Raw genomic sequence first — 18799 nt, forward strand, 5'->3', positions numbered from 1 at the left:
ACGTTGAGTTCGCGGGCGTTGATTTGTGCGTTGATCTTGGCCGAGCGGGTGATGATGTCGAAGCGGTCGATGTTGCTGGCGTTCAGGCCTTCGCCATCGATGGTCACCGCGCCGCCATCGACCTGGTAGCTTTTCAGCTGGCCGGTGGGGTCGATGATGGGTTTGCCGGTGGTGAGGGTGACGTTGGGGGTGTTGATGAAGCCGCAACCGGCGCAGGTCACGCCGTACGGGTTGGCCACGATGACCTTGGCCGACTGCCCCGCCACTTCGGTATAACCGCGCAACTGGCTGGCGCTGCCGCCGTTGACTTCGTTGAGGATGACGCTGGCCGCGCCGCCCTTGAGGTTGGGGTTGCCGACAATGATCCCGCCCAGTTGGGTGTTTTGCAGCGCGCCGTTGGCGTTGTTGAGAATCACGCCGTTGAGGCCGACGTTGTACTGCTGAAACTGGTTATGGGACAAGCCTGCGCCGTTGGGCGTGGCGATGTTCACCACCGGCACGCCATTGCCCGCTGCGCCCACCGTGGTACCCGGCGCACTGACCACGATGCCCTCGGCCTGGGCCAGCAGCGGTTGCCAGAACAGCGCATTGGCAAGGATCAGCGCCAGCCCGCGTTTGGGCAGGCCGAAGAACGCGTTTCGCGGCTTCAGGGCGGCGGAAGGTTGGCGGGCCAGGAAGGCAAATTGTCGAACGTCCATTTTCAGTTTCTCGCTGCGGCGCAACGTTGAATTACAGGAACAAATCCAGGCGGAAGTAGATCGGCGCTTCGCGCTCGGTGACGACTCCGGGTCTTTCCAGCGAGTGGGCAAAGGTCACGCTGGTGCTGACGTTCTTGCCTCGGGCGAACAGCTCCAGGGAGTTGCTGGACACGCGGCCATGAACGTTGTCGTTGTAGCGGTCGTTGCGGATCACGCCCTGGTCGTAGCCGACGCTGGCGCCGTATTCGAAGAAGGCCGGACGCATCCAGTCGAGGGTCACCGGGCGCGCCCAGCGCACTTCGTTGCGCCAGTAGCCGCCGCTGTCGCCGGTCAGCAACTGGTCCTTGAAACCGCGCACCGAAGCCGAGCCGCCGAGGCTCATGCGCTGGGGCGAGAACAGCGGGTCTTCACTGCGTTGGCCGGTGGCCAGGCTGCTGAAGCTGAACGACTCGCCCCACAGGCTGAACGGTTGCAGGTAGCTGACGGTGGCGGTGTATTTGCGGTAGCGCGAGTTCGGCTGGCGGCGGCCGAAGGCGTCGCGCTCGTCCTGGGACTGGGCGTCGAGCAGGCCGATACCGTTTTGCATGCCCAGGTCCAGGTTGACGAAGGCCGTGCCGATACGCCGACCGTGGTTGACGCCCAATTGCAGTTCGCTGAGGCGGTTGCTGCTGGGCGCGGTGCGCACGTCGAGGATGTAGTTGTTGGTGCGCAGGTGCGCCAGGCCGACGTTGACCGAGGTCTTGCTCACGTCATCGCGGTGGATCACTCGTTCGGCGCGCAGTTGGTGGTTCTGGTTGTCGCCGTCCTGCTTGTATTTGAAGTCATCGGTCACGCCGAAGGTGCGGTAGTCGCTCTCGCTGTAGGTGTAACTGAAGTTCCACCAGCCCCACGGCACGTTGTAGTAGAGCATGGTGTTTTTCGAGGTTTTCTGGTGGTCGCTGATGGCGTCATGGCCGCCGCGCAGAATCAACTGGTCGCCCAGACCCAGTGGGCTGTCCCACTCAAGGCCGGCGCCCCATTGCTGTTCGCCGGTGCTTTTCTGGCCGTCGTTATTGCGCGACAGGCTGGCGCGCCAGGGCTTTTGCGCGGTGTTCTTGACCACCACGTCGCTGCCGCCGACTTGCTTGCCGGGGGTCAATTCCATTTGCGCTTGTTTGGACGGCAGGCGGTTGAGCTGGTCCACCAGTTGCTCGATTTCGCGCAGGTTCAGCGCTTCGCCGACCTTGCCGGGAAAGGCCATGGCCAATTCGCGTTCGGTCACGGTGCTGCCTTCGGCGCTGCGCAAGGCTTCGAGCTTGCCTTCCACCACCAGCACTTGCAGGTGGCCGGTGGAGAGGTCCTGCTGCGGCAGGTAGGCGCGGCTGGTGACGCGGCCTTTGCCGAGGTAGTAGTCGGTGATGGCCTTGAGCAGGTCGTTGAGCTGGGCCACGCCCAGGCATTGGCCGACGTAGGGCTTGAGCAGGCGCTCACGCTCGGAGGCCGGCAGGCTGTCGGCGCCTTTGAGTTCGATGTCTTTGATCGGGAAGCAACGGGTGTCGGCGGGCGCGGTGGGCGCCTCGGGTTTGGCCGCTTTGCCGGGCAGGTCCTTGAGTTCTTCAAGGCGCCGCTGTTGCTCTTCGAGCAGGCGGTTCTGCCGATCGCGGATCAGGTCCTGGTCCCCGGGCGTGGGGGCGGCGAATGCGCTGTTCAGCGTGAAGAAAGTCAGCAGGCAGACGCCCAGCAGCCGAGTCCATGGCAGGAGCAAGTACATGTTCGATCCGTCGATTTACAAAGGGCGGCAAATTAACATCGAAGCATGCGTCATGCCAATATCCCGACTGCTTTATCGGCAGGCGCCTTAAAAACAACTAACCGACTGATTTTTAAATAAAATATTATTAAACATCGGTATCTTGCCTGGCGATTCCGATAGACGGTAGCAATGATCTAACTGATGAGTAACGGTAACGCGCCGAGCGTCGCCTCAGATGCTTTCTAAAAAGGGCTTCTCAGTTGAGCAGAAACACCATCAATGCATTGTCATTCAACCGCCCCTGAAAGCTCGGCGCCAACGGCTCGACCGGCGAACCCTTCAACAGCGCCGCGTCCTTGCGCGCCACAATCACCCAGGATGGCCGGGGCAATGTGGCGAGCTTTTCCAGCTCGTTACGCCCGACGAAAAACGGCTGTTCATCGTGGTCCAGGTTCATCATATAGCGCACCGCCCAGGTGTCCCGGCCGAGGTCGACAAATACCAGAGGGCCCGGCTGCGCATCCCGCAACGCCTCCACCTGGCTGACAAACTCCCGCGTATCGAACTGAAGATCCTTGGCCGGCTCGATGACGGTGACCAGTAGCAACCACTGCGCCGCCAGGGCGATCATGCTCAGCCACACCAACCGCCCGGCCCGACGCCACGCCACCAGCGCCGCCACTTGCATCAGTACGAGCGCGCCGATCAATAGCGGCATCGAAACATCAGGCCAATAGCCGTGCTTGTGCCAGGCATACCGACACGCAAACACCACCACCACGCACAGCGCCGGCAGTGCGACGACGAGCCCCTCGTAGCAGCGGCGCACGCCAACGAGCCAGCCTTGCGCCTGAAGCAGCCCATAGGCCGCCACAGCGGCAAACATCGGCACCATGGGCAGGATGTAATAGGCACGCTTGAAGTGCGGTACTGACAGGCCGAGCAAAATCATCAAGCCGCACGCGCCGAGGCGTATCAGCAACTGCGCATCATCATTGACCCAGCGCTGCGCCCAGCGGTGACGCAGCGCGATCAACGTCGCCAGGGCCAACGGCACCACCGGGAAGTACCGGTACAAACTCAGCTGAAAGTAGAAGTAAAACGGCTCGCCGGACTCATCCAGCCGCCCGCCGACCTGCATCCTGAACACCTCATCGGCAAAGGCATCGCCCCCGCTGATTCGGGCGAGTTTCATCAGCACCCACCAGCACGCCACCAGCATCACCAAGCCGACCACGCCGTGAACCAGCACCTGCCTGACCCGCTCCCCCGGCCGGCCCAGCGCCCAGTACACACATGTCACGCCACACACCTCGATCAACCCCAACGGCCCACGAATCGCGAAGGCCAGGACAAACAAGGGGAAAACCGCGAGTTGCCTGAACCTTGAGCCCAACCGCTCGCCACTGTGCAGCAGGTAGAAACTGCCGACGCACAGCAGCGCGACCATCTGGTCCAGGCACACCGAGCGCGACTTTTCGAGCAGTTGGGTGGTGAGCAGAGTCAGCAGCACCGTCAGTAATGCCCAGGGCCGGCTGGACGGTGCGAGCAGGCGATAGATCAGGGCAACGACCCCCGCCGAAGCGAGCGCGGTGGGCAGCACATTCGCCAGATGGTTCGGCGCGTCAAACAGCCGGGCGAAGACGAAACTGAAGAACGTCGCAGTGCCGGGGTAATCCGCGTACGGCTGGCCGTAGGTGGTGGGGAAAAGACTCGCGCCGTGGCGAAACATTTCCTGCAGGAACAACGCCCATCGTCCGTCGAAACCCTGAGGGTGCTGATCCCAGATACCCAGGGTGAACAGCAACAAGGCGATCAGAAAGATGCCCAGTGACTCCAGGCGAAAGCGGTTGTGATGATCCATCGGGTGACCTGTCAGGTGGGAAGCGCGGGCTTATGGTGCCGACCGCCCCCCTGAACAGCGTCTGAACGAACCTGCACATTCATGCATTACCGACTGGCGCGCCATACCAGGGCCGGGATCAGGCGGATGTAGATCAACTGCGCAACCAGTTCGACCAATGTTTGCAGGATGACCGCCGTCGCGGCCAAACCGCGTGTACCTTCAGGCAACGCCAGCGCCAGGGGCAACACCACCAGGGAATTGCGGGTGGATGCGCTGAACGTCACCGCACGCGCCGTTGCCGCCGGCAGTGCGAACAGCCGTGCGGCCAACATCCCCATCAGCGGCGCCAACAGCGCGAAGCCCGCGTAGATGGGCAGCACCGGCACAAGCAGGCGGATATCCCGAATCACCGATGTAATCTGCGATCCGATCACTACAAACAGCACGAGGGCCATCGCCGGTACCGGCAACCAGGCCCAGGCGCTGTTCCACCGGTTGATCAGCATTGATCGTCGCGCGTAAAAGGCCGTCAACGCGGCCAGCAGCATCGGCAGCGCGATCAACAACAGGAACGCTTCGATAAACGGCGCGACCGCGATCACCACCTCCGAGTGCGCTCCCAGTATCAACCCCAGGTACACCGGCAGCAGGGCCAATTGCACCAGTAACAGTAACGGCGTGGCCGCCAGCATCAACCGCGAATCACCTTTGCCGATGTGGGTAAACACCACCACGTAATCGATACACGGCGTCAGCAATACCAGCAACGCGCCCACCAACAGCGCTGGGTACTCCAGCAGGCCACGGGTCAGCGCCCATACCAGCAAGGGCACCAGGATGAAATTGGCCAGCAGCAACGCCAGCATAAAGCGCTGGCTGCCCCAGCCACGGCCCAGGTCGAGAAAAGGAATTTGCAGGAACATCGCGTACATCAGTACCGCAATGGCGGGCGTGACCAGTACGCCAAGCCCCTGAGCAAAGGACGGCGCGAATGCACCACAGAGCGCGGCCAGCAGGGTGGCAGCAAAATAGAGGGGAATCTGATTGTGCTCAAGGGTGTCGCGGGTCATGAAGACGCTCTGGCAGGTGGCGAAAGCCAAGCCTATTCATCTATTGCCCGGTGGTCGAGTTGGATGAGCGAGCAAACCTGCTTGGGATTTCCCCCAACCTGCGCTTCAATACCTGCCCCAACCCCAAGGACGTTACGCCCATGGCCTCGCCAAACAAGCAGCAAAAACGCGCCCAGCGGGCAAAAACCAAGGCCAAGCAAAACCGTACCCAGCGCGCCGTCGCCACCAAGCCGGATGCGTTCGCCGGCGACGACAGCCGTATCGACCTTGAATCGGTGGACTTGACCGAGCTGTTCGTGGAGATGCGCACGGCGGGCGAAACCAGCCAGCAGGCGCTGTGTGCGGTATTCCTGGCGCACCCGCTGCTGGCGCTGGTGCTGGAACAGGAAGGCGAAGAGGAAGCGACCGACTTTATCCTGGCCGCGCTGATTGAATATCGGCAATGGGCCACTGACAGCGATGACGAGGCAGCCGCATTGGCATGGATCGAATCGCCGCAGTTCCAGGCGGACTACGTCGCCGCATCCCAAGCGCTGGCAAACTCAGCAGACTGACACATACCAAATGTGGGAGGGGGCAAGCCCCCTCCCACATTTTGATCTGCATTTTGTCAGTTCAGTACGGGAGCGCCGGCTCTCTGGGCCTTGCGACGACTGGCTACAAACAGCCCCGCCAACACCACCAGCAAGCTCAGAACGCCCGTCGCGATGAGCTTCCTGGAACAGCTCACCCGCTGCCGTACATTGGCGTGGATCGAATCGCCGCATCCCAAGCCCTGACGAATTCAGCAGACTGACGCATATCAAATGTGGGAGGGGGCTTGCCCCCGATGGCAGTGTGTCAGTCAATTATTTGTTAACTGCCCCCCCGCTATCGGGGGCAAGCCCCCTCCCACATTTTGATCTGCATTTTGTCAGTTCAGTACGGGAGCGCCGGCTCTCTGGGCTTTGCGACGACTGGCTACAAACAGCCCCGCCAACACCACCAGCAAGCTCAGAATGCCCGTCGCGATGAGCTTCCTGGAACAGCTCACCCGCTGCCGTACATTGGCGTGGATCGAATCGCCGCATCCCAAGCCCTGACGAATTCAGCAGACTGACGCATATCAAATGTGGGAGGGGGCTTGCCCCCGATGGCAGTGGGTCAGTCACCTATTTGCCAACTGACCCACCGCTATCGGGGGCAAGCCCCCTCCCACATTTTGATCTACATCTTGTCAGTTCAGTACGGGAGCGCCGGCTCTCTGGGCCTTGCGACGACTGGCTACAAACAGCCCGCCAACACCACCAGCAAGCTCAGAACGCCCGTCGCGATGATTTCGACCCAACGGGCTTCCTGGAACAGCTCACCCGCTGCCGTACATTGGCGTGGATCGAATCGCCGCATCCCAAGCCCTGACGAATTCAGCAGACTGGCGCATATCAAATGTGGGAGGGGCTTGCCCCCGATGGCAGTGGGTCAGTCACCTATTTGTCAACTGACCCACCGCTATCGGGGGCAAGCCCCCTCCCACATTTTGATCTACATCTTGTCAGTTCAGTACGGGAGCGCCGGCTCTCTGGGCTTTGCGGCGACTGGCAACAAACAGCCCCGCCAACACTACCAGCAAGCTCAGAATGCCCGTCGCGATGATTTCGACACGATGGGCTTCCTGGAACAGCTCACCCGCTGCCGTACATTGGCGTGGATCGAATCGCCGCATCCCAAGCCCTGACGAATTCAGCAGACTGACGCATATCAAATGTGGGAGGGGGCTTGCCCCCGATGGCAGTGGGTCAGTCACCTATTTGTCAACTGACCCACCGCTATCGGGGGCAAGCCCCCTCCCACATTTTGATCTGCATTTTGTCAGTTCAGTACGGGAGCGCCGGCTCTCTGGGCTTTGCGGCGACTGGCAACAAACAGCCCCGCCAACACCACCAGCAAGCTCAGAACGCCCGTCGCGATGATTTCGACACGATGGGCTTCCTGGAACAGCTCACCCGCTGCCGTACATTGGCGTGGATCGAATCGCCGCATCCCAAGCCCTGACGAATTCAGCAGACTGACGCATATCAAATGTGGGAGGGGGCTTGCCCCCGATTGCGGTGGGTCAGTTAACAAATAAGTGACTGACACACCGTCATCGGGGGCAAGCCCCCTCCCACATTTTGATCTGCATTTTGTCAGTTCAGTACGGGAGCGCCGGCTCTCTGGGCCTTGCGACGACTGGCTACAAACAACCCCGCCAACACCACCAGCAAGCTCAGAATGCCCGTCGCGATGATTTCGACACGATGGGCTTCCTGGAACAGCATGATGGTCAATGTACCCACGATAAACACCATCACCGCGTAGGTCAGGCCCGGGAACAGCCACATCTTGAAGACAATCTTCTCACCCGCCGCCGCACGCTTCTGACGCATGCGCAGTTGCGACACTGCGATCACCAGGTACACCAGCAGGGCAATGGCGCCGGAACTGGCCAGCAGGAATTCAAAGACCGCCGCCGGTGCCACGTAGTTGGCAAATACCGCCAGGAACGCAGCGCCGGTAGACAGCAGCACCGCCCAGTAAGGCGTACCGCTTTTATTGGTGCGCTTGGCCACAGCCGGGGCATCACCACGACGGCCCAGGGAGAACAGCATGCGCGAGGCGGTGTACAGCGCCGAGTTGAGGCAACTGGTCACGGCAACCAATACCACCAGGTCGACGATCAGCTTGGCGTTCGGAATGCCCATGCGCTCGAGCACAGTCTGGTAGGAACCCACGGCAGCCAGTGTCGGATCGTTCCACGGCACCAGGGACACGACGATGAAGATCGACAAGAGATAGAACAAACCAATCCGCCAGATCACCGAGTTGGTGGCCTTGGTGATTTGCTGGCCGGGATTCTTCGACTCCGCGGCGGCAATGGTGACAATCTCAGTGCCCATGAACGAGAACATGGTGGTCAGGATCGCTGCCAGCACCGCGCCCATGCCGTTCGGCATAAAGCCCTGGGTGTCGAACAGGTGCGATACACCGCTGACCTGGCTGGTGGGCAGCAAGCCGAAAATCGCCGCCAGGCCGAGGATAACGAAGCCCACGATCGCCACGACCTTGATCAGCGCAAACCAGAACTCGAACTCACCGTAGTTCTTCACACTGAACAGGTTGGTCGCGGTCAGCAGCAAGGTAATGATCAGGGTAAAGGCCCAGATCGCCACGTCGGGGAACCAGGCATGCAGGATGGTCGCCGCCGCGTTGGCTTCCAGCGGAATCACCAGCACCCAGAACCACCAGTACAACCAGCCGATGGTGAACCCGGCCCAGTGGCCGATTGCGCGGTCGGCGTAAGTCGAGAATGAACCTGTGTCCGGCGACGCAACCGCCATCTCGGCAAGCATGCGCATCACCAGTACCACCAGCGTACCGGCAGCCGCATAGGCCAGCAGTACGGCCGGGCCGGCGGCGGCAATCGCGTGGCCGGAGCCGACAAACAAACCGGCACCGATAACACCGGCAATCGACAGCATGGTGACATGCCGCGGTTTGAGCCCCTGTTCGAGGTCATTGGAGCTTTGCGTACTACTCATTGACACACCTTTGCGAGGAATTGCGAAAACGGTTCGCCGGGCCTGCGGTCTTTCTCGTGAAAAGAAACCAACAGGGCGTTCTTTATTTTTTACGCAAGATTTGCGCCAAAATGTAACAAAGGCACAGTTGACGTGGGCTGTAGGAAAATTCAGTAGTGATCGCAAGTCTTTGAGAACAATGGCATTCCGCTATAGCGTTACCGTGCGACTCACCTTGCAGACGGACAGGTGCACCAAAAACACACACAGAAAGTGCGTGACGCTCCATTAAAGCGCTGATAAGCGCCGTTTGCCCGGTTAACCCTTCCAACACCTGCCCAAAGCTGGCACCATCGCGCCCTTTTTTACGCGAAGCCTGTAGATGCTCCGGGTTCAAACGTCTGTTCGGTTGTAGATGGCGCGACACGCCGCTGTGCCGATGCGACACCCTGCCGCAGACCACCCGTTAACCGTCCGCAGCGCTGTTGGCTGTCATCCAAACGCTATGCTAGCTTGGCGCCTCGCCAGGAAGGCGGCCCAACAGCGAAGATCGCAACGAACACAATGAGGACCGCACATGGCCGAGGCCACGCCCGCGCTTGAAATCCGCAACTTGCATAAACGCTATGGTGAGCTGGAGGTACTCAAAGGTATCTCGCTGACCGCTCGCGACGGCGATGTGATCTCGATCCTGGGTTCCTCCGGCTCCGGCAAGTCCACCTTCCTGCGCTGCATCAACCTGCTCGAAAACCCGCACCAGGGGCAGATCCTGGTGGCCGGTGAAGAACTCAAGCTCAAGTCCGCGAAAAACGGCGAATTGTTTGCTGCCGACGGCAAGCAGATCAACCGCCTGCGCAGCGAAATCGGTTTTGTGTTTCAAAACTTTAACCTGTGGCCGCACATGAGCATCCTCGACAACATCATCGAGGCGCCTCGCCGTGTACTCGGCCAGAGCAAGGCCGAGGCGACAGAAGTGGCCGAAGCCCTGCTGGCCAAGGTCGGCATCGCTGACAAGCGTCACGCCTACCCGGCGCAACTGTCCGGTGGCCAGCAACAACGCGCCGCCATTGCGCGGACGTTGGCCATGCAGCCTAAAGTCATTCTGTTCGATGAGCCAACGTCGGCGCTTGACCCGGAAATGGTCCAGGAAGTACTTAATGTGATCCGCGCGCTGGCCGAAGAAGGCCGCACCATGCTGCTGGTCACCCACGAAATGGGCTTCGCCCGCCAAGTGTCCAGCGAAGTGGTGTTCCTGCACCAGGGCCTGGTCGAAGAGCAAGGATCGCCACAGCAGGTGTTCGACAACCCGCTTTCGGCGCGCTGCAAACAATTCATGTCCAGCAACCGCTAACGGAGCAACATGCATGCAGACCTATAAAAAATTCCTTCTGGCCGCGGCCGTCTCGATGGCGTTCAGCGCCACGGCCATGGCGGAAACCTTGAAGATGGGGATCGAAGCGGCCTACCCGCCCTTCAACAATAAAGACGCCAGCGGTAATGTCGTCGGTTTCGACAAGGACATCGGCGACGCCCTGTGCGCCAAGATGAAAGTCGAGAAGTGCGAAGTGTATGTGTCCGACTGGGACGGCATCATCCCGGCCCTGAACGCCAAGAAGTTCGACTTCCTGGTGTCCTCGCTGTCCATCACCGATGAGCGCAAGCAGGCCGTCGACTTTACCGACCCGTACTACTCCAACAAGCTGCAGTTCATTGCGCCCAAAGCCACGGCGGATTTCAAGACCGACGCCGCCTACCTCAAGGGCAAGGTGATCGGTGCACAACGTGCAACGCTGGCCGGTACCTACCTGGAAGACAAGCTGCCCGACACCGAGGCCAAGCTGTATGACACCCAGGAAAACGCCTACCTCGACCTGACGTCCGGCCGCCTCGACGGCATCCTGGCCGACAAGTACGTGCAGTACGAATGGCTCAAGAGCAAAGACGGTTCGGCCTATGAATTCAAGGGCGACCCGGTGGTAGAGAGCGACAAGATCGGCATCGCCGTACGCAAGGGCGACCCGCTGCGCGAGCGCCTGAACAAAGCCCTGGCAGAGATCAAGGCAGACGGCACCTACAAGAAGATCAACGACAAGTACTTCCCGTTCAGCATCGAATGATCTGAACGGCCTGCCCGGCGCGCTCACCTGAGCGCGTCGGCTTTCAGCAATGCCTGCCGCGATATGAAAACACCATGAATTTCGATCTCTACGGATTCGGCCCGGCGCTTGCCGCCGGCGCGCTGATGACCGTCAAACTGGCGCTCACGGCCCTGTGCCTGGGGCTGGTGCTGGGTCTGGCCGGCGCCCTGGCCAAGACTTCACCGTACAAGCCGTTGCAATGGCTGGGCGGTGCTTATTCGACCATCGTTCGCGGCATTCCCGAATTGCTGTGGGTGCTGCTGATTTATTTCGGCACCGTCAACCTGATGCGTGCCCTCGGGGAGTTTTTTGGTAACCCCGACCTTTCCCTGAGCGCCTTTGCCGCCGGAGTCATCGCCCTGGGCCTGTGCTTTGGCGCCTACGCCACGGAAGTGTTCCGTGGCGCGATCCTCGCCATTCCCAAGGGCCACCGCGAAGCCGGTGTGGCATTGGGGCTGTCGAAATTCCGGATTTTCACGCGACTGATCATGCCGCAGATGTGGCGCATCGCCCTGCCGGGCCTGGGCAACCTGTTCATGATTCTGATGAAGGACACTGCGCTGGTGTCAGTGATCGGCCTGGAAGAAATCATGCGCCACGCGCAGATCGGCGTGACCGTGACCAAGCAGCCGTTCACCTTCTTCATGGTCGCCGCATTCATGTACCTGGGCCTGACCGTACTGGCGATGACCAGCATGCACTTCCTGGAAAAACGCGCCGCCCGCGGCTTTGCAAGGAGCGCCCAATGAGCGGTGACTACAGCTGGCTGTCGCATTTCGATCTGGGCCTGAACTGGGCCGTGATCATCAAGTGGCTGCCCAAATTGGCCCAGGGCGCAACCCTGACCCTGGAGCTGGTGGCGATCGCCGTGATTGCCGGCCTGTTGCTGGCGATCCCGCTCGGCATCGCTCGGTCTTCGCGCCGCTGGTACGTGAGCGCCCTGCCCTATGGCTACATTTTCTTCTTCCGTGGCACGCCGCTGCTGGTGCAGTTGTTCCTGGTCTATTACGGCCTGGCGCAGTTCGACTCTGTGCGCCACAGCTTCATGTGGCCCTACCTGCGCGATCCGTTCTGGTGTGCCACCGCTACCATGACCCTGCACACCGCCGCCTACATCGCTGAAATCCTGCGCGGTGCGATCCAGGCCATTCCCCCAGGCGAGATCGAAGCCGCTCGCGCCCTGGGCATGTCCAGGCCCAAGACGCTGTTCTACATCATCCTGCCCCGCGCCTCGCGAATCGGCCTGCCGGCCTATAGCAACGAAGTGATCCTGATGCTCAAGGCCAGCGCCCTGGCCAGCACCGTGACCTTGCTGGAACTGACCGGCATGGCCCGGACCATCATCGCTCGCACCTACCTGCCGGTGGAGATCTTCTTCGCGGCCGGGCTGTTCTACCTGCTGATGGCCTATGTGCTGGTGCGCGGTTTCAAATTGCTGGAAAAATGGCTGCGCGTCGATGCGTGCCAAGGACGTTGAGGCACGCTTCCAGGCACTGGATGCGTTTCTGATCGAGCACCAGGGGCTGTGGCGACCACGGCCCTTCACCCACCTGCAATTATCCTGGGAAACCGAGCATCGCGCGTTATCGCAGTGGCTGCGCCAGCGCTCGCTGGACGACGCCGAAGCCAGTCACAATCATCCCCACGACCTGCCGGCGCCCGCGCCTTTTCCACAACTGGCGGCTCAGGCGCTGCGCCTGGGCACTGTGGATAAGTTGCCGACCCACGCGCTTGCACCCGCCCGCCATCGCCTGAACGTCGACGTTCCGGGGCGTAAATGGCAACAGATCGAAGCCTTCGGCGCCGCCCTGAATTTTGCCGGAACGCCCAACCACTGGCTGGACTGGTGCGCCGGCAAAGGCCACCTCGGCCGCCGCCTGCTGCAACCTGGCCAACAACTGACCTGCCTGGAATATGATCCGGCCCTGATTGCCTCAGGCAAAGCCTTGAGCGATCACCACGGTTTGCCCGTCACCCATCGCCTGCAAGACGTGATGGCAGAGGTCACGATCAACTCCGAACACACGCCAGTCGCCCTGCACGCCTGTGGCGACCTCCACGTGCGCATGCTGCAACTGGCCAGCGCTGCCGGCTGCAAACAACTGGCGCTGGCACCGTGCTGCTATAACCGCATCAACGCCGACCGCTATCAAGCGCTGTCCGCGACCGGGCGCGCCTCTGCCCTGCAGCTGTCAATCGATGACCTGGGCCTGCCGCTGAGCGAAACCGTCACCGCCGGCAACCGCGTACGCCAGCAACGCGATACCTCCATGGCCCGGCGCCTGGGGTTCGACCGCCTGCAACGGCAATTGCGCGGATGCGACGACTACCTGCCCACGCCCTCCCTGCCCGCCAAATGGCTGGATAAATCTTTCGCTGAATATTGCCGGGAGCTGGCAAGCCTCAAGGGTTTATCCACAGGCGATCAGGATTGGCTGGCGCTGGAAGCCCATGGCTGGCGGCGCCTGGCCGAAGTACGAAACCTGGAATTGGTCAGAGGCCTGTTTCGTCGCCCGCTGGAATTATGGCTGGTGCTGGATCGGGCCCTGTTCCTGATGGAGCAGGGTTACAACATCGAGCTGGGCAGCTTCTGTGAACCGAGCCTCACGCCACGCAACTTGATGGTGCTGGCCCAGCGCGATTAAGGGGCAAAAATTCCTACAGCGCCCTGTGGATAACTCTGTTGATGAATTCTTTACGAAGGCTGTAACCATCAGCGCTACAGACCAAAAGCAGCACTGGTCATTTTTTGTTCACAAAATAAAACGCACACAAAACAGGCAGTTGCAGCGTGTTGAGAACGCCTCCATAAAATGGCTGTTATGTGACGCCTGTTACTAACGGATTGTGCATAAGCATCTGGGCTAGACCGTATAAACCGCGCTTTCACGCGGTTTTTTTCAATGCCTTCAGCAGCAGGCACAGCGCATTGATGTCGTCACTGGCGAGCCGCTTCGTCACATTATCCAAGGGGTCTGCCGCAGAGGCCAACGCCTCGTTGATCGCCATGTCGCGGTGAACTTCAAACAGCTCTCTGCCAAGCCGATGCTGGAGCGTCTCGACCATGTCCAGGCTGAACGCACTGCTTTCATCCACCTGGTTAACCACCACGTGCACGGCAGGTGGGCACTGGCCTTCAAGATGCGGCGCGAGCAGCGTATCCAGCTGATCCAGCGTGACAAGGCACGCAGCGTCCGGCTGCACGACCGCCAACACCACATCGGCAACGCTCAGCGCTTGATGGAAATACACGTTATTACCGGCGGGCGTATCGATAATCACCGTCTGCCGCTCGCTCAAGCCCAATGCCCCAAGACGTCGCGCCAGCCAAGCGGGCTCCTGCTTGAGCCAACGCTCCAGGCTCTCCTGCTGCTGGACATCGATATCGCCGAAAGTAATCACCCGGCACCCGGCAAAACCCAACTGCTGCAGCGGGGCCCATTGCCCATGCTCCAGGCTGGTGCGCCCGACACCCGGCAATGTGCAACTGACGCCAAAGTGGTGATGCAAGGCATTCTGCGGGTCCAGATCCAGCGCCACCACCGACTCTCCATGACGCTGCAAACCGCTGCTCAACGCCGTCACCAGCGTGCTGCGACCCACACCGCCATTGATAGACACCAGCGCCACTATTTTTGGACGCAACACAGGGCTCTCCAGCGGCTGGACAGGTTGATGAGATTCTTGAGGGATAGTGCCGAAAAAATGCATTCGCGCATTGATGCCGTCGGCATCACGGATGACGTCCTTGCCGAATAACGCCAGGATTTCTCTGCCAAGCCCCATCACCTGCTCCTCACGACGCAACCTAAGACGTGAAGCTCGGCAAGCGCGGGTACTTACCGCAGGTCTTATTATCAGTCGCCCTTTGTGTGGGGCATTCTGTGACAACAGGGTGGCGAGTGTCATTATTTTGGTGCTATTGGCGATTGAATTTTGGATGAACGGTAAATGGTCAATTTTATGACCTTCCTTGGTGTATTTGTCTGTGCGGGTTTTCAGGCGGTGAAAATGTGGAAAAAACACGGCGATCGCGAAAAACCACAGGGTTTGCAAAAATAGTCAGAATTCAGGGGTTTACAGAACCTTTTCAGTCGCTATAATCGTCGCCCTAACACGCCGGTATAGCTCAGTTGGTAGAGCAACTGACTTGTAATCAGTAGGTCCCGGGTTCGACTCCTGGTGCCGGCACCATATAAGACGAAGCCCCTGCAGAAATGCAGGGGCTTTGTTGTTTCTGGGATATTCATCCTCGATCCCCCCTTTCCCGCTTCCTCCCGTCCCTTTGAATCACGCCTTTTTGCGCCACAATTCCTGATTTCATCCTTTATGCTAAATTATGTGCTGGCAATAATTATGGCGTATCCATAAAAAGGGATAATTGCATGAGCAGCATATTTCAGCGCCCTGAACTGGCCGAGTCGATGGCAAACCAGCTTCTCAATCCAGGCGTATTAGATGAAGGTCTGCGCTCGGGTCTGTTTCTGTCCGGCCTGCGCCGTACAGGTAAAACGACCTTCCTGCGCAGCGACCTCATCCCCGCTCTGGAAGCAGCAGGCGCCCTGGTGATTTACGTCGACCTCTGGAGCGACACGCTGGCCAACCCGGCGACGCTCGTGCACAACGCCATCCACAAAACCCTCAAAGAACTGCAAACGCCGGGCTCTTCAATCCTGGAAACGCTCAAGCGCGTCAGCAATGTCGATCTAGGCGCAGCAGGATTCAAGTTCGGTTTCAAACTCGACAGCATCGGCAACCCCGACGGCCCCACATTGGCGCAAGCACTCACAGAGGTTGTCGACCAAGCGAAGACCGATCTCGTGCTGATCATCGACGAGGTGCAACATGCCATCTCCTCCGACGATGGCAACCAACTGCTCCTGGCACTCAAAGCTGCGCGTGATGCAATCAACCCACGCCCGAATACGCCGGGCTACTTCCTCTTTATCGGCACAGGCTCCCACAGAGCCCAGGTCAGCGAGCTGACCGCCAAACGCAACCAAGCGTTTTCCGGTGCGACATCGGCCGCGTACCCGCTGCTAAAGGGCGACTACGTGGAATTCCTGCTCAACCGACTGGCAATGACGGTGAAGAAGGAAAAGCTCCCCTCACTTGGGGCCGCAGTCGAAGCCTTCAATACCCTAGGCAATCGACCTGAAGAAATGCTCAAGGCATTGCGTCAACTCTTGCAGCAGGACGGTGAACCCGATGTTTTCCTACCCGTAATCGCCAGCACCTTACGCTCGGCAGCAGCGAGTATTGAGCTTGAAAAAGTCGAACAGCTGGGCAGCCTGGCTCAGGCGATTTTCAACAAGATCGCGTCTGCGGAACGCGATGCTCGGGGGATTTTCTCTACTGATGCGGCGGCGGAATATTCCAAGACGGTAGGTCGCGAAGTGCGGGTTGAAGAAATTCAACCCGTGGTGATTGCGCTGGTGGCGGAGAACATCATCATGCGGCGCGGGCATGGGATTTATGCGATTACGGATCAGTTTGTTCAGGAGATTTGGTTGGAGGAGCGGGCGTTGATTGAGGGGCGGTAGGGATAAGAAAGTGGAGCTCTCACCTTTAGTCCCCAGCAAAGTGAGCGTACGTTCTCGAAATCTCGCTGACCCGCTTGTCCAAGAGGCTCCATCCAAGCAGGGCTGTAAAGCCGCCATGCTGAATGGACCTCACCTAATCTAAAGCCCACGCAACTGTCTGTGGAAAACCACAGATTTCCATCGCTGAGTAATTCCATCCACAGCTGCAGAACTCCCAAAAGTTCGAGCCTTAACCCGAATTATCCACAGGCGTAGAAAAGATCGGGCAAGGCGCTGTCGTTGACAGCAACCCAGGTAGCCCGAACCTTTAAGGCTACGCCACACCGTGGTGGTTCTCCCAAAGTGCGATTAGCGTCCGGCGGCTCGCACGGTCACAGCGATGTGATGGATGCCTACTTTTAGCAGTGTGCCCACTGCGGCAACTCATCCCCTTTTATAGCTGCCCTGCAGCAACTTATCCGCTTGGCCATTTCCTTGCGCCAACCTGCGCCCGTCTCTTTCTCCCGGAAAGAGACGGGCGCTCCTACCGCTGCTGCAGCCCAACTCGTACAAGGCATTGCGGCATTTCCCCTCGTGACAATCGGCGTGACAAACACCCAGTGATCACCGGCAACAGCGATGCAGATGATAGTGCCGCAACCCAGGGAATGGACTGCACCTGACTGACAGTCAGGCATGCCCCGGTCATCTCATCACTGCCTTCACCCGACTCAGGATCTCGCGGCGCTGATCTCGTCAGCCAGTGCAGCCTCCACCCGCCCACTTCTTCGGAAGTGCTCAGGAGGTCAGATCATGAGATGCCCAAGCTCCCGGTCGTAAGGAGCCGCAAGTCCCGCGTTAGTGGACAACCCTCACAGGTCGCAGGGGCCTTGATCCCTGATAACTCAACATTCTTGGCGGGATGACGTGGGGAAGGTTTTAAGAGTTTACTTCGAGAGGAGTTCGATCATGGCATTGGGCGGTAGACGAGACGGGCGAAATTTTGGCTATGGCCGGCAGTTGAGTTATGCCGGGCCACAAGCGCTAAAAGATCTGTTTGGCGGCGGGCACTACGGGACGGTCAAAGCGCACAGTGATCGCTGGCAGGCGTTTGTCCGGTGGTGCCGGTCGGAGGATGGACCAGGACTCAACGATGCGCGACAAATTGATCGGCAGACCTTGCTGGATTACGCCGGGCATCTGCGTCAGCAAGTTGAACAAGGCGCTATCGGCATCGCCACCGCGCAAAACCGATTGTCCAGCGTGAACCGAACCATGGCCGCGCTTCGCGGTGATCCGTATGTGAGAGTGCCAAGTCCGAGCAAGGCGTTGGGAATGCAGCGCACCAGTGTTCGTCGCTCGGTGCCGCAAGGCCAAGACCGCAAACACGTGAAGCGGATCGTCGACGAGCTTTGCGAACATCAGCAACCGCGTGCTGCGGCCATAGCTCAGTTAGCGCGAGCCACCGGCATGCGTTTACGTGAGGCGATTTTGGCCGACCTTCCTCGACTGCAACGGGAAGCCATGCAACTCGGGAGGATCAACATCCAGGACGGCACCAAAGGTGGCCGCGGCGGAGCAACAGCACCTCGCTGGATCATGGTGCGCGAGCATGTTCGCGAAGCACTCAGATATGCCGAGCAGGTCTTACCGCATGGCAGCCGCAACCTGCTGGCACCGAACGAAAGCTACCTCGACTTCTTGCAGAGGATCGTCCGCCCCGCCCGAGATATCCTCCATACGCACAATCTCAAAGGCTTCCACGAATTGCGTGCAGCCTATGCTTGCGAATGCTATGAGCAAATCACCCATCATCTCGCGCCCATCAACGGTGGCAGGTGCAGGCGCCTCAATCCACGCCTTGATCGAGAGGCACACTTACAAATCAGCTATGAGCTCGGACACGGCGGTATCGACGTGGTATCGGCGTACATCGGTGGCCGAGCATGAGCAAGCCATTCGATATGGAGCTGTTCCTAGCGGGCGTCCTGACCGGATCGCACACCACCCGCCAACGCCACCTGCGTCAGGCGAAGGCTATCCAAACAGCGATCGCTGAGCGCTGGCAACGCGACAATCCATGGACTTGGCAGAGAAAACACCTTGCGTGGGTTTTGAATTACAACCTAAACCAGCACGCTGAATCGACGCGCTATTACTATTTGCTGACCATGCAATTACTCACTCATCGCTTAGGAAAACCTTGGCAGTTCAACCGCTAAACGAAGGTCAGAAATCGGCCAAAAGCAGCCGTTTA

General features: G+C 59.7%; 17 protein-coding genes and 1 tRNA gene. 10 read left to right on the forward strand and 8 right to left on the reverse strand.

The window, feature by feature from the left end; all coding sequences use genetic code 11:
* The 4 genes from BFP89_RS04975 to BFP89_RS04990 form a co-directional block, all read right to left on the reverse strand.
* Positions 1 to 698, reverse strand: a 698-nt coding sequence (locus BFP89_RS04975) for a filamentous hemagglutinin N-terminal domain-containing protein (RefSeq protein ID WP_141689035.1), incomplete at its 3' end; no start/stop codon positions are given.
* A 31-nt stretch (positions 699 to 729) separates the two neighbouring features.
* On the reverse strand, positions 730 to 2448 hold the full coding sequence (locus BFP89_RS04980) for a ShlB/FhaC/HecB family hemolysin secretion/activation protein (RefSeq protein ID WP_065884457.1): 1719 nt from the start codon (positions 2446 to 2448) through the stop codon (positions 730 to 732).
* Positions 2449 to 2686: 238 nt separating this feature from the next.
* Positions 2687 to 4294: an ArnT family glycosyltransferase gene (locus BFP89_RS04985; protein WP_065884458.1), complete on the reverse strand. Its 1608-nt coding sequence runs from the start codon at positions 4292 to 4294 to the stop codon at positions 2687 to 2689.
* Between the two features lie 86 nt (positions 4295 to 4380).
* Positions 4381 to 5346 carry an arsenic resistance protein gene (locus tag BFP89_RS04990; protein ID WP_065884459.1) on the reverse strand — a complete coding sequence of 322 codons (966 nt, stop codon included), beginning with the start codon at positions 5344 to 5346 and terminating at the stop codon, positions 4381 to 4383.
* A 140-nt stretch (positions 5347 to 5486) separates the two neighbouring features.
* Here BFP89_RS04990 and BFP89_RS04995 point away from each other — a divergent pair, with 140 nt between their 5' ends.
* Complete coding sequence (locus BFP89_RS04995; RefSeq protein WP_065884460.1) at positions 5487 to 5900, forward strand: hypothetical protein; 414 nt, start codon at positions 5487 to 5489, stop codon at positions 5898 to 5900.
* Positions 5901 to 6877: 977 nt separating this feature from the next.
* On the opposite strand, the gene BFP89_RS28875 is transcribed toward BFP89_RS04995, so the two are convergent.
* The 3 genes from BFP89_RS28875 to gabP form a co-directional block, all read right to left on the reverse strand.
* Positions 6878 to 7048 carry a hypothetical protein gene (locus BFP89_RS28875; protein WP_176718393.1) on the reverse strand — a complete coding sequence of 57 codons (171 nt, stop codon included), beginning with the start codon at positions 7046 to 7048 and terminating at the stop codon, positions 6878 to 6880.
* A 146-nt stretch (positions 7049 to 7194) separates the two neighbouring features.
* A complete protein-coding gene (locus BFP89_RS28880; protein ID WP_158254501.1) occupies positions 7195 to 7365 on the reverse strand; it encodes a hypothetical protein in 171 nt (56 codons plus the stop codon).
* A 146-nt stretch (positions 7366 to 7511) separates the two neighbouring features.
* Positions 7512 to 8903 (reverse strand): GABA permease, encoded by a 1392-nt coding sequence (gene gabP / locus BFP89_RS05005; RefSeq protein WP_065883169.1) that lies wholly within the window; start codon positions 8901 to 8903, stop codon positions 7512 to 7514.
* Positions 8904 to 9459: 556 nt separating this feature from the next.
* Between gabP and BFP89_RS05010 the strand changes: the two genes are divergently transcribed.
* The 5 genes from BFP89_RS05010 (at position 9460) to BFP89_RS05030 (ending at position 13665) form a co-directional block, all read left to right on the forward strand.
* A complete protein-coding gene (locus BFP89_RS05010) occupies positions 9460 to 10233 on the forward strand; it encodes an ABC transporter ATP-binding protein (protein ID WP_065883171.1) in 774 nt (257 codons plus the stop codon).
* Between the two features lie 13 nt (positions 10234 to 10246).
* The gene (locus tag BFP89_RS05015) at positions 10247 to 10999 is read left to right on the forward strand and encodes an ABC transporter substrate-binding protein (RefSeq protein ID WP_005783892.1); all 753 of its coding nucleotides are present in this window, start codon (positions 10247 to 10249) and stop codon (positions 10997 to 10999) included.
* Positions 11000 to 11073: 74 nt separating this feature from the next.
* On the forward strand, positions 11074 to 11769 hold the full coding sequence (locus BFP89_RS05020; RefSeq protein WP_065883173.1) for an ABC transporter permease: 696 nt from the start codon (positions 11074 to 11076) through the stop codon (positions 11767 to 11769).
* A 38-nt stretch (positions 11770 to 11807) separates the two neighbouring features.
* Positions 11808 to 12497 (forward strand): ABC transporter permease, encoded by a 690-nt coding sequence (locus BFP89_RS05025; protein WP_065883214.1) that lies wholly within the window; start codon positions 11808 to 11810, stop codon positions 12495 to 12497.
* The gene (locus BFP89_RS05030) at positions 12478 to 13665 is read left to right on the forward strand and encodes a methyltransferase (protein WP_065883174.1); all 1188 of its coding nucleotides are present in this window, start codon (positions 12478 to 12480) and stop codon (positions 13663 to 13665) included. The genes BFP89_RS05025 and BFP89_RS05030 overlap by 20 nt, the downstream gene beginning before the upstream one ends.
* Before the next feature lie 241 nt (positions 13666 to 13906).
* Here the strand turns inward: BFP89_RS05030 and bcsQ are convergent, their stop codons facing one another.
* Positions 13907 to 14806 (reverse strand): cellulose biosynthesis protein BcsQ, encoded by a 900-nt coding sequence (bcsQ, locus tag BFP89_RS05035; protein ID WP_065883176.1) that lies wholly within the window; start codon positions 14804 to 14806, stop codon positions 13907 to 13909.
* Between the two features lie 332 nt (positions 14807 to 15138).
* Here bcsQ and BFP89_RS05040 point away from each other — a divergent pair.
* The 4 genes from BFP89_RS05040 (at position 15139) to BFP89_RS05055 (ending at position 18764) form a co-directional block, all read left to right on the forward strand.
* A tRNA-Thr gene (locus tag BFP89_RS05040) sits at positions 15139 to 15214 on the forward strand.
* 191 nt (positions 15215 to 15405) lie between these two features.
* Positions 15406 to 16563: an AAA family ATPase gene (locus BFP89_RS05045; protein WP_065883177.1), complete on the forward strand. Its 1158-nt coding sequence runs from the start codon at positions 15406 to 15408 to the stop codon at positions 16561 to 16563.
* A gap of 948 nt (positions 16564 to 17511) precedes the next feature.
* The gene (locus BFP89_RS05050) at positions 17512 to 18492 is read left to right on the forward strand and encodes an integrase domain-containing protein (protein WP_065883179.1); all 981 of its coding nucleotides are present in this window, start codon (positions 17512 to 17514) and stop codon (positions 18490 to 18492) included.
* Entirely contained in the window at positions 18489 to 18764 is a 276-nt protein-coding gene (locus BFP89_RS05055) for a hypothetical protein (protein ID WP_065883180.1), read from the forward strand. Before BFP89_RS05050 ends, BFP89_RS05055 begins: the two co-directional genes overlap by 4 nt.
* Positions 18765 to 18799: the final 35 nt, after the last annotated feature.

The organism is Pseudomonas sp. 31 R 17 (genome assembly GCF_900004915.1).
Lineage (GTDB): Bacteria > Pseudomonadota > Gammaproteobacteria > Pseudomonadales > Pseudomonadaceae > Aquipseudomonas > Aquipseudomonas orientalis_A.

Bases quoted from the DNA above. Each gene is read 5' to 3' on its own strand.
- BFP89_RS04980 (WP_065884457.1), bottom strand. From the start codon at position 2,448: ATGTACTTGCTCCTGCCATGGACTCGGCTGCTGGGCGTCTGCCTGCTG.
- BFP89_RS05055 (WP_065883180.1), top strand. From the start codon at position 18,489: ATGAGCAAGCCATTCGATATGGAGCTGTTCCTAGCGGGCGTCCTGACC.
- BFP89_RS28875 (WP_176718393.1), bottom strand. From the start codon at position 7,048: ATGCGGCGATTCGATCCACGCCAATGTACGGCAGCGGGTGAGCTGTTC.
- BFP89_RS05010 (WP_065883171.1), top strand. From the start codon at position 9,460: ATGGCCGAGGCCACGCCCGCGCTTGAAATCCGCAACTTGCATAAACGC.
- BFP89_RS05020 (WP_065883173.1), top strand. From the start codon at position 11,074: ATGAATTTCGATCTCTACGGATTCGGCCCGGCGCTTGCCGCCGGCGCG.
- BFP89_RS04990 (WP_065884459.1), bottom strand. From the start codon at position 5,346: ATGACCCGCGACACCCTTGAGCACAATCAGATTCCCCTCTATTTTGCT.
- gabP (WP_065883169.1), bottom strand. From the start codon at position 8,903: ATGAGTAGTACGCAAAGCTCCAATGACCTCGAACAGGGGCTCAAACCG.
- BFP89_RS28880 (WP_158254501.1), bottom strand. From the start codon at position 7,365: ATGCGGCGATTCGATCCACGCCAATGTACGGCAGCGGGTGAGCTGTTC.
- BFP89_RS05045 (WP_065883177.1), top strand. From the start codon at position 15,406: ATGAGCAGCATATTTCAGCGCCCTGAACTGGCCGAGTCGATGGCAAAC.
- BFP89_RS05050 (WP_065883179.1), top strand. From the start codon at position 17,512: ATGGCATTGGGCGGTAGACGAGACGGGCGAAATTTTGGCTATGGCCGG.
- BFP89_RS05015 (WP_005783892.1), top strand. From the start codon at position 10,247: ATGCAGACCTATAAAAAATTCCTTCTGGCCGCGGCCGTCTCGATGGCG.
- BFP89_RS05030 (WP_065883174.1), top strand. From the start codon at position 12,478: ATGCGTGCCAAGGACGTTGAGGCACGCTTCCAGGCACTGGATGCGTTT.
- BFP89_RS04995 (WP_065884460.1), top strand. From the start codon at position 5,487: ATGGCCTCGCCAAACAAGCAGCAAAAACGCGCCCAGCGGGCAAAAACC.
- BFP89_RS04985 (WP_065884458.1), bottom strand. From the start codon at position 4,294: ATGGATCATCACAACCGCTTTCGCCTGGAGTCACTGGGCATCTTTCTG.
- bcsQ (WP_065883176.1), bottom strand. From the start codon at position 14,806: ATGGGGCTTGGCAGAGAAATCCTGGCGTTATTCGGCAAGGACGTCATC.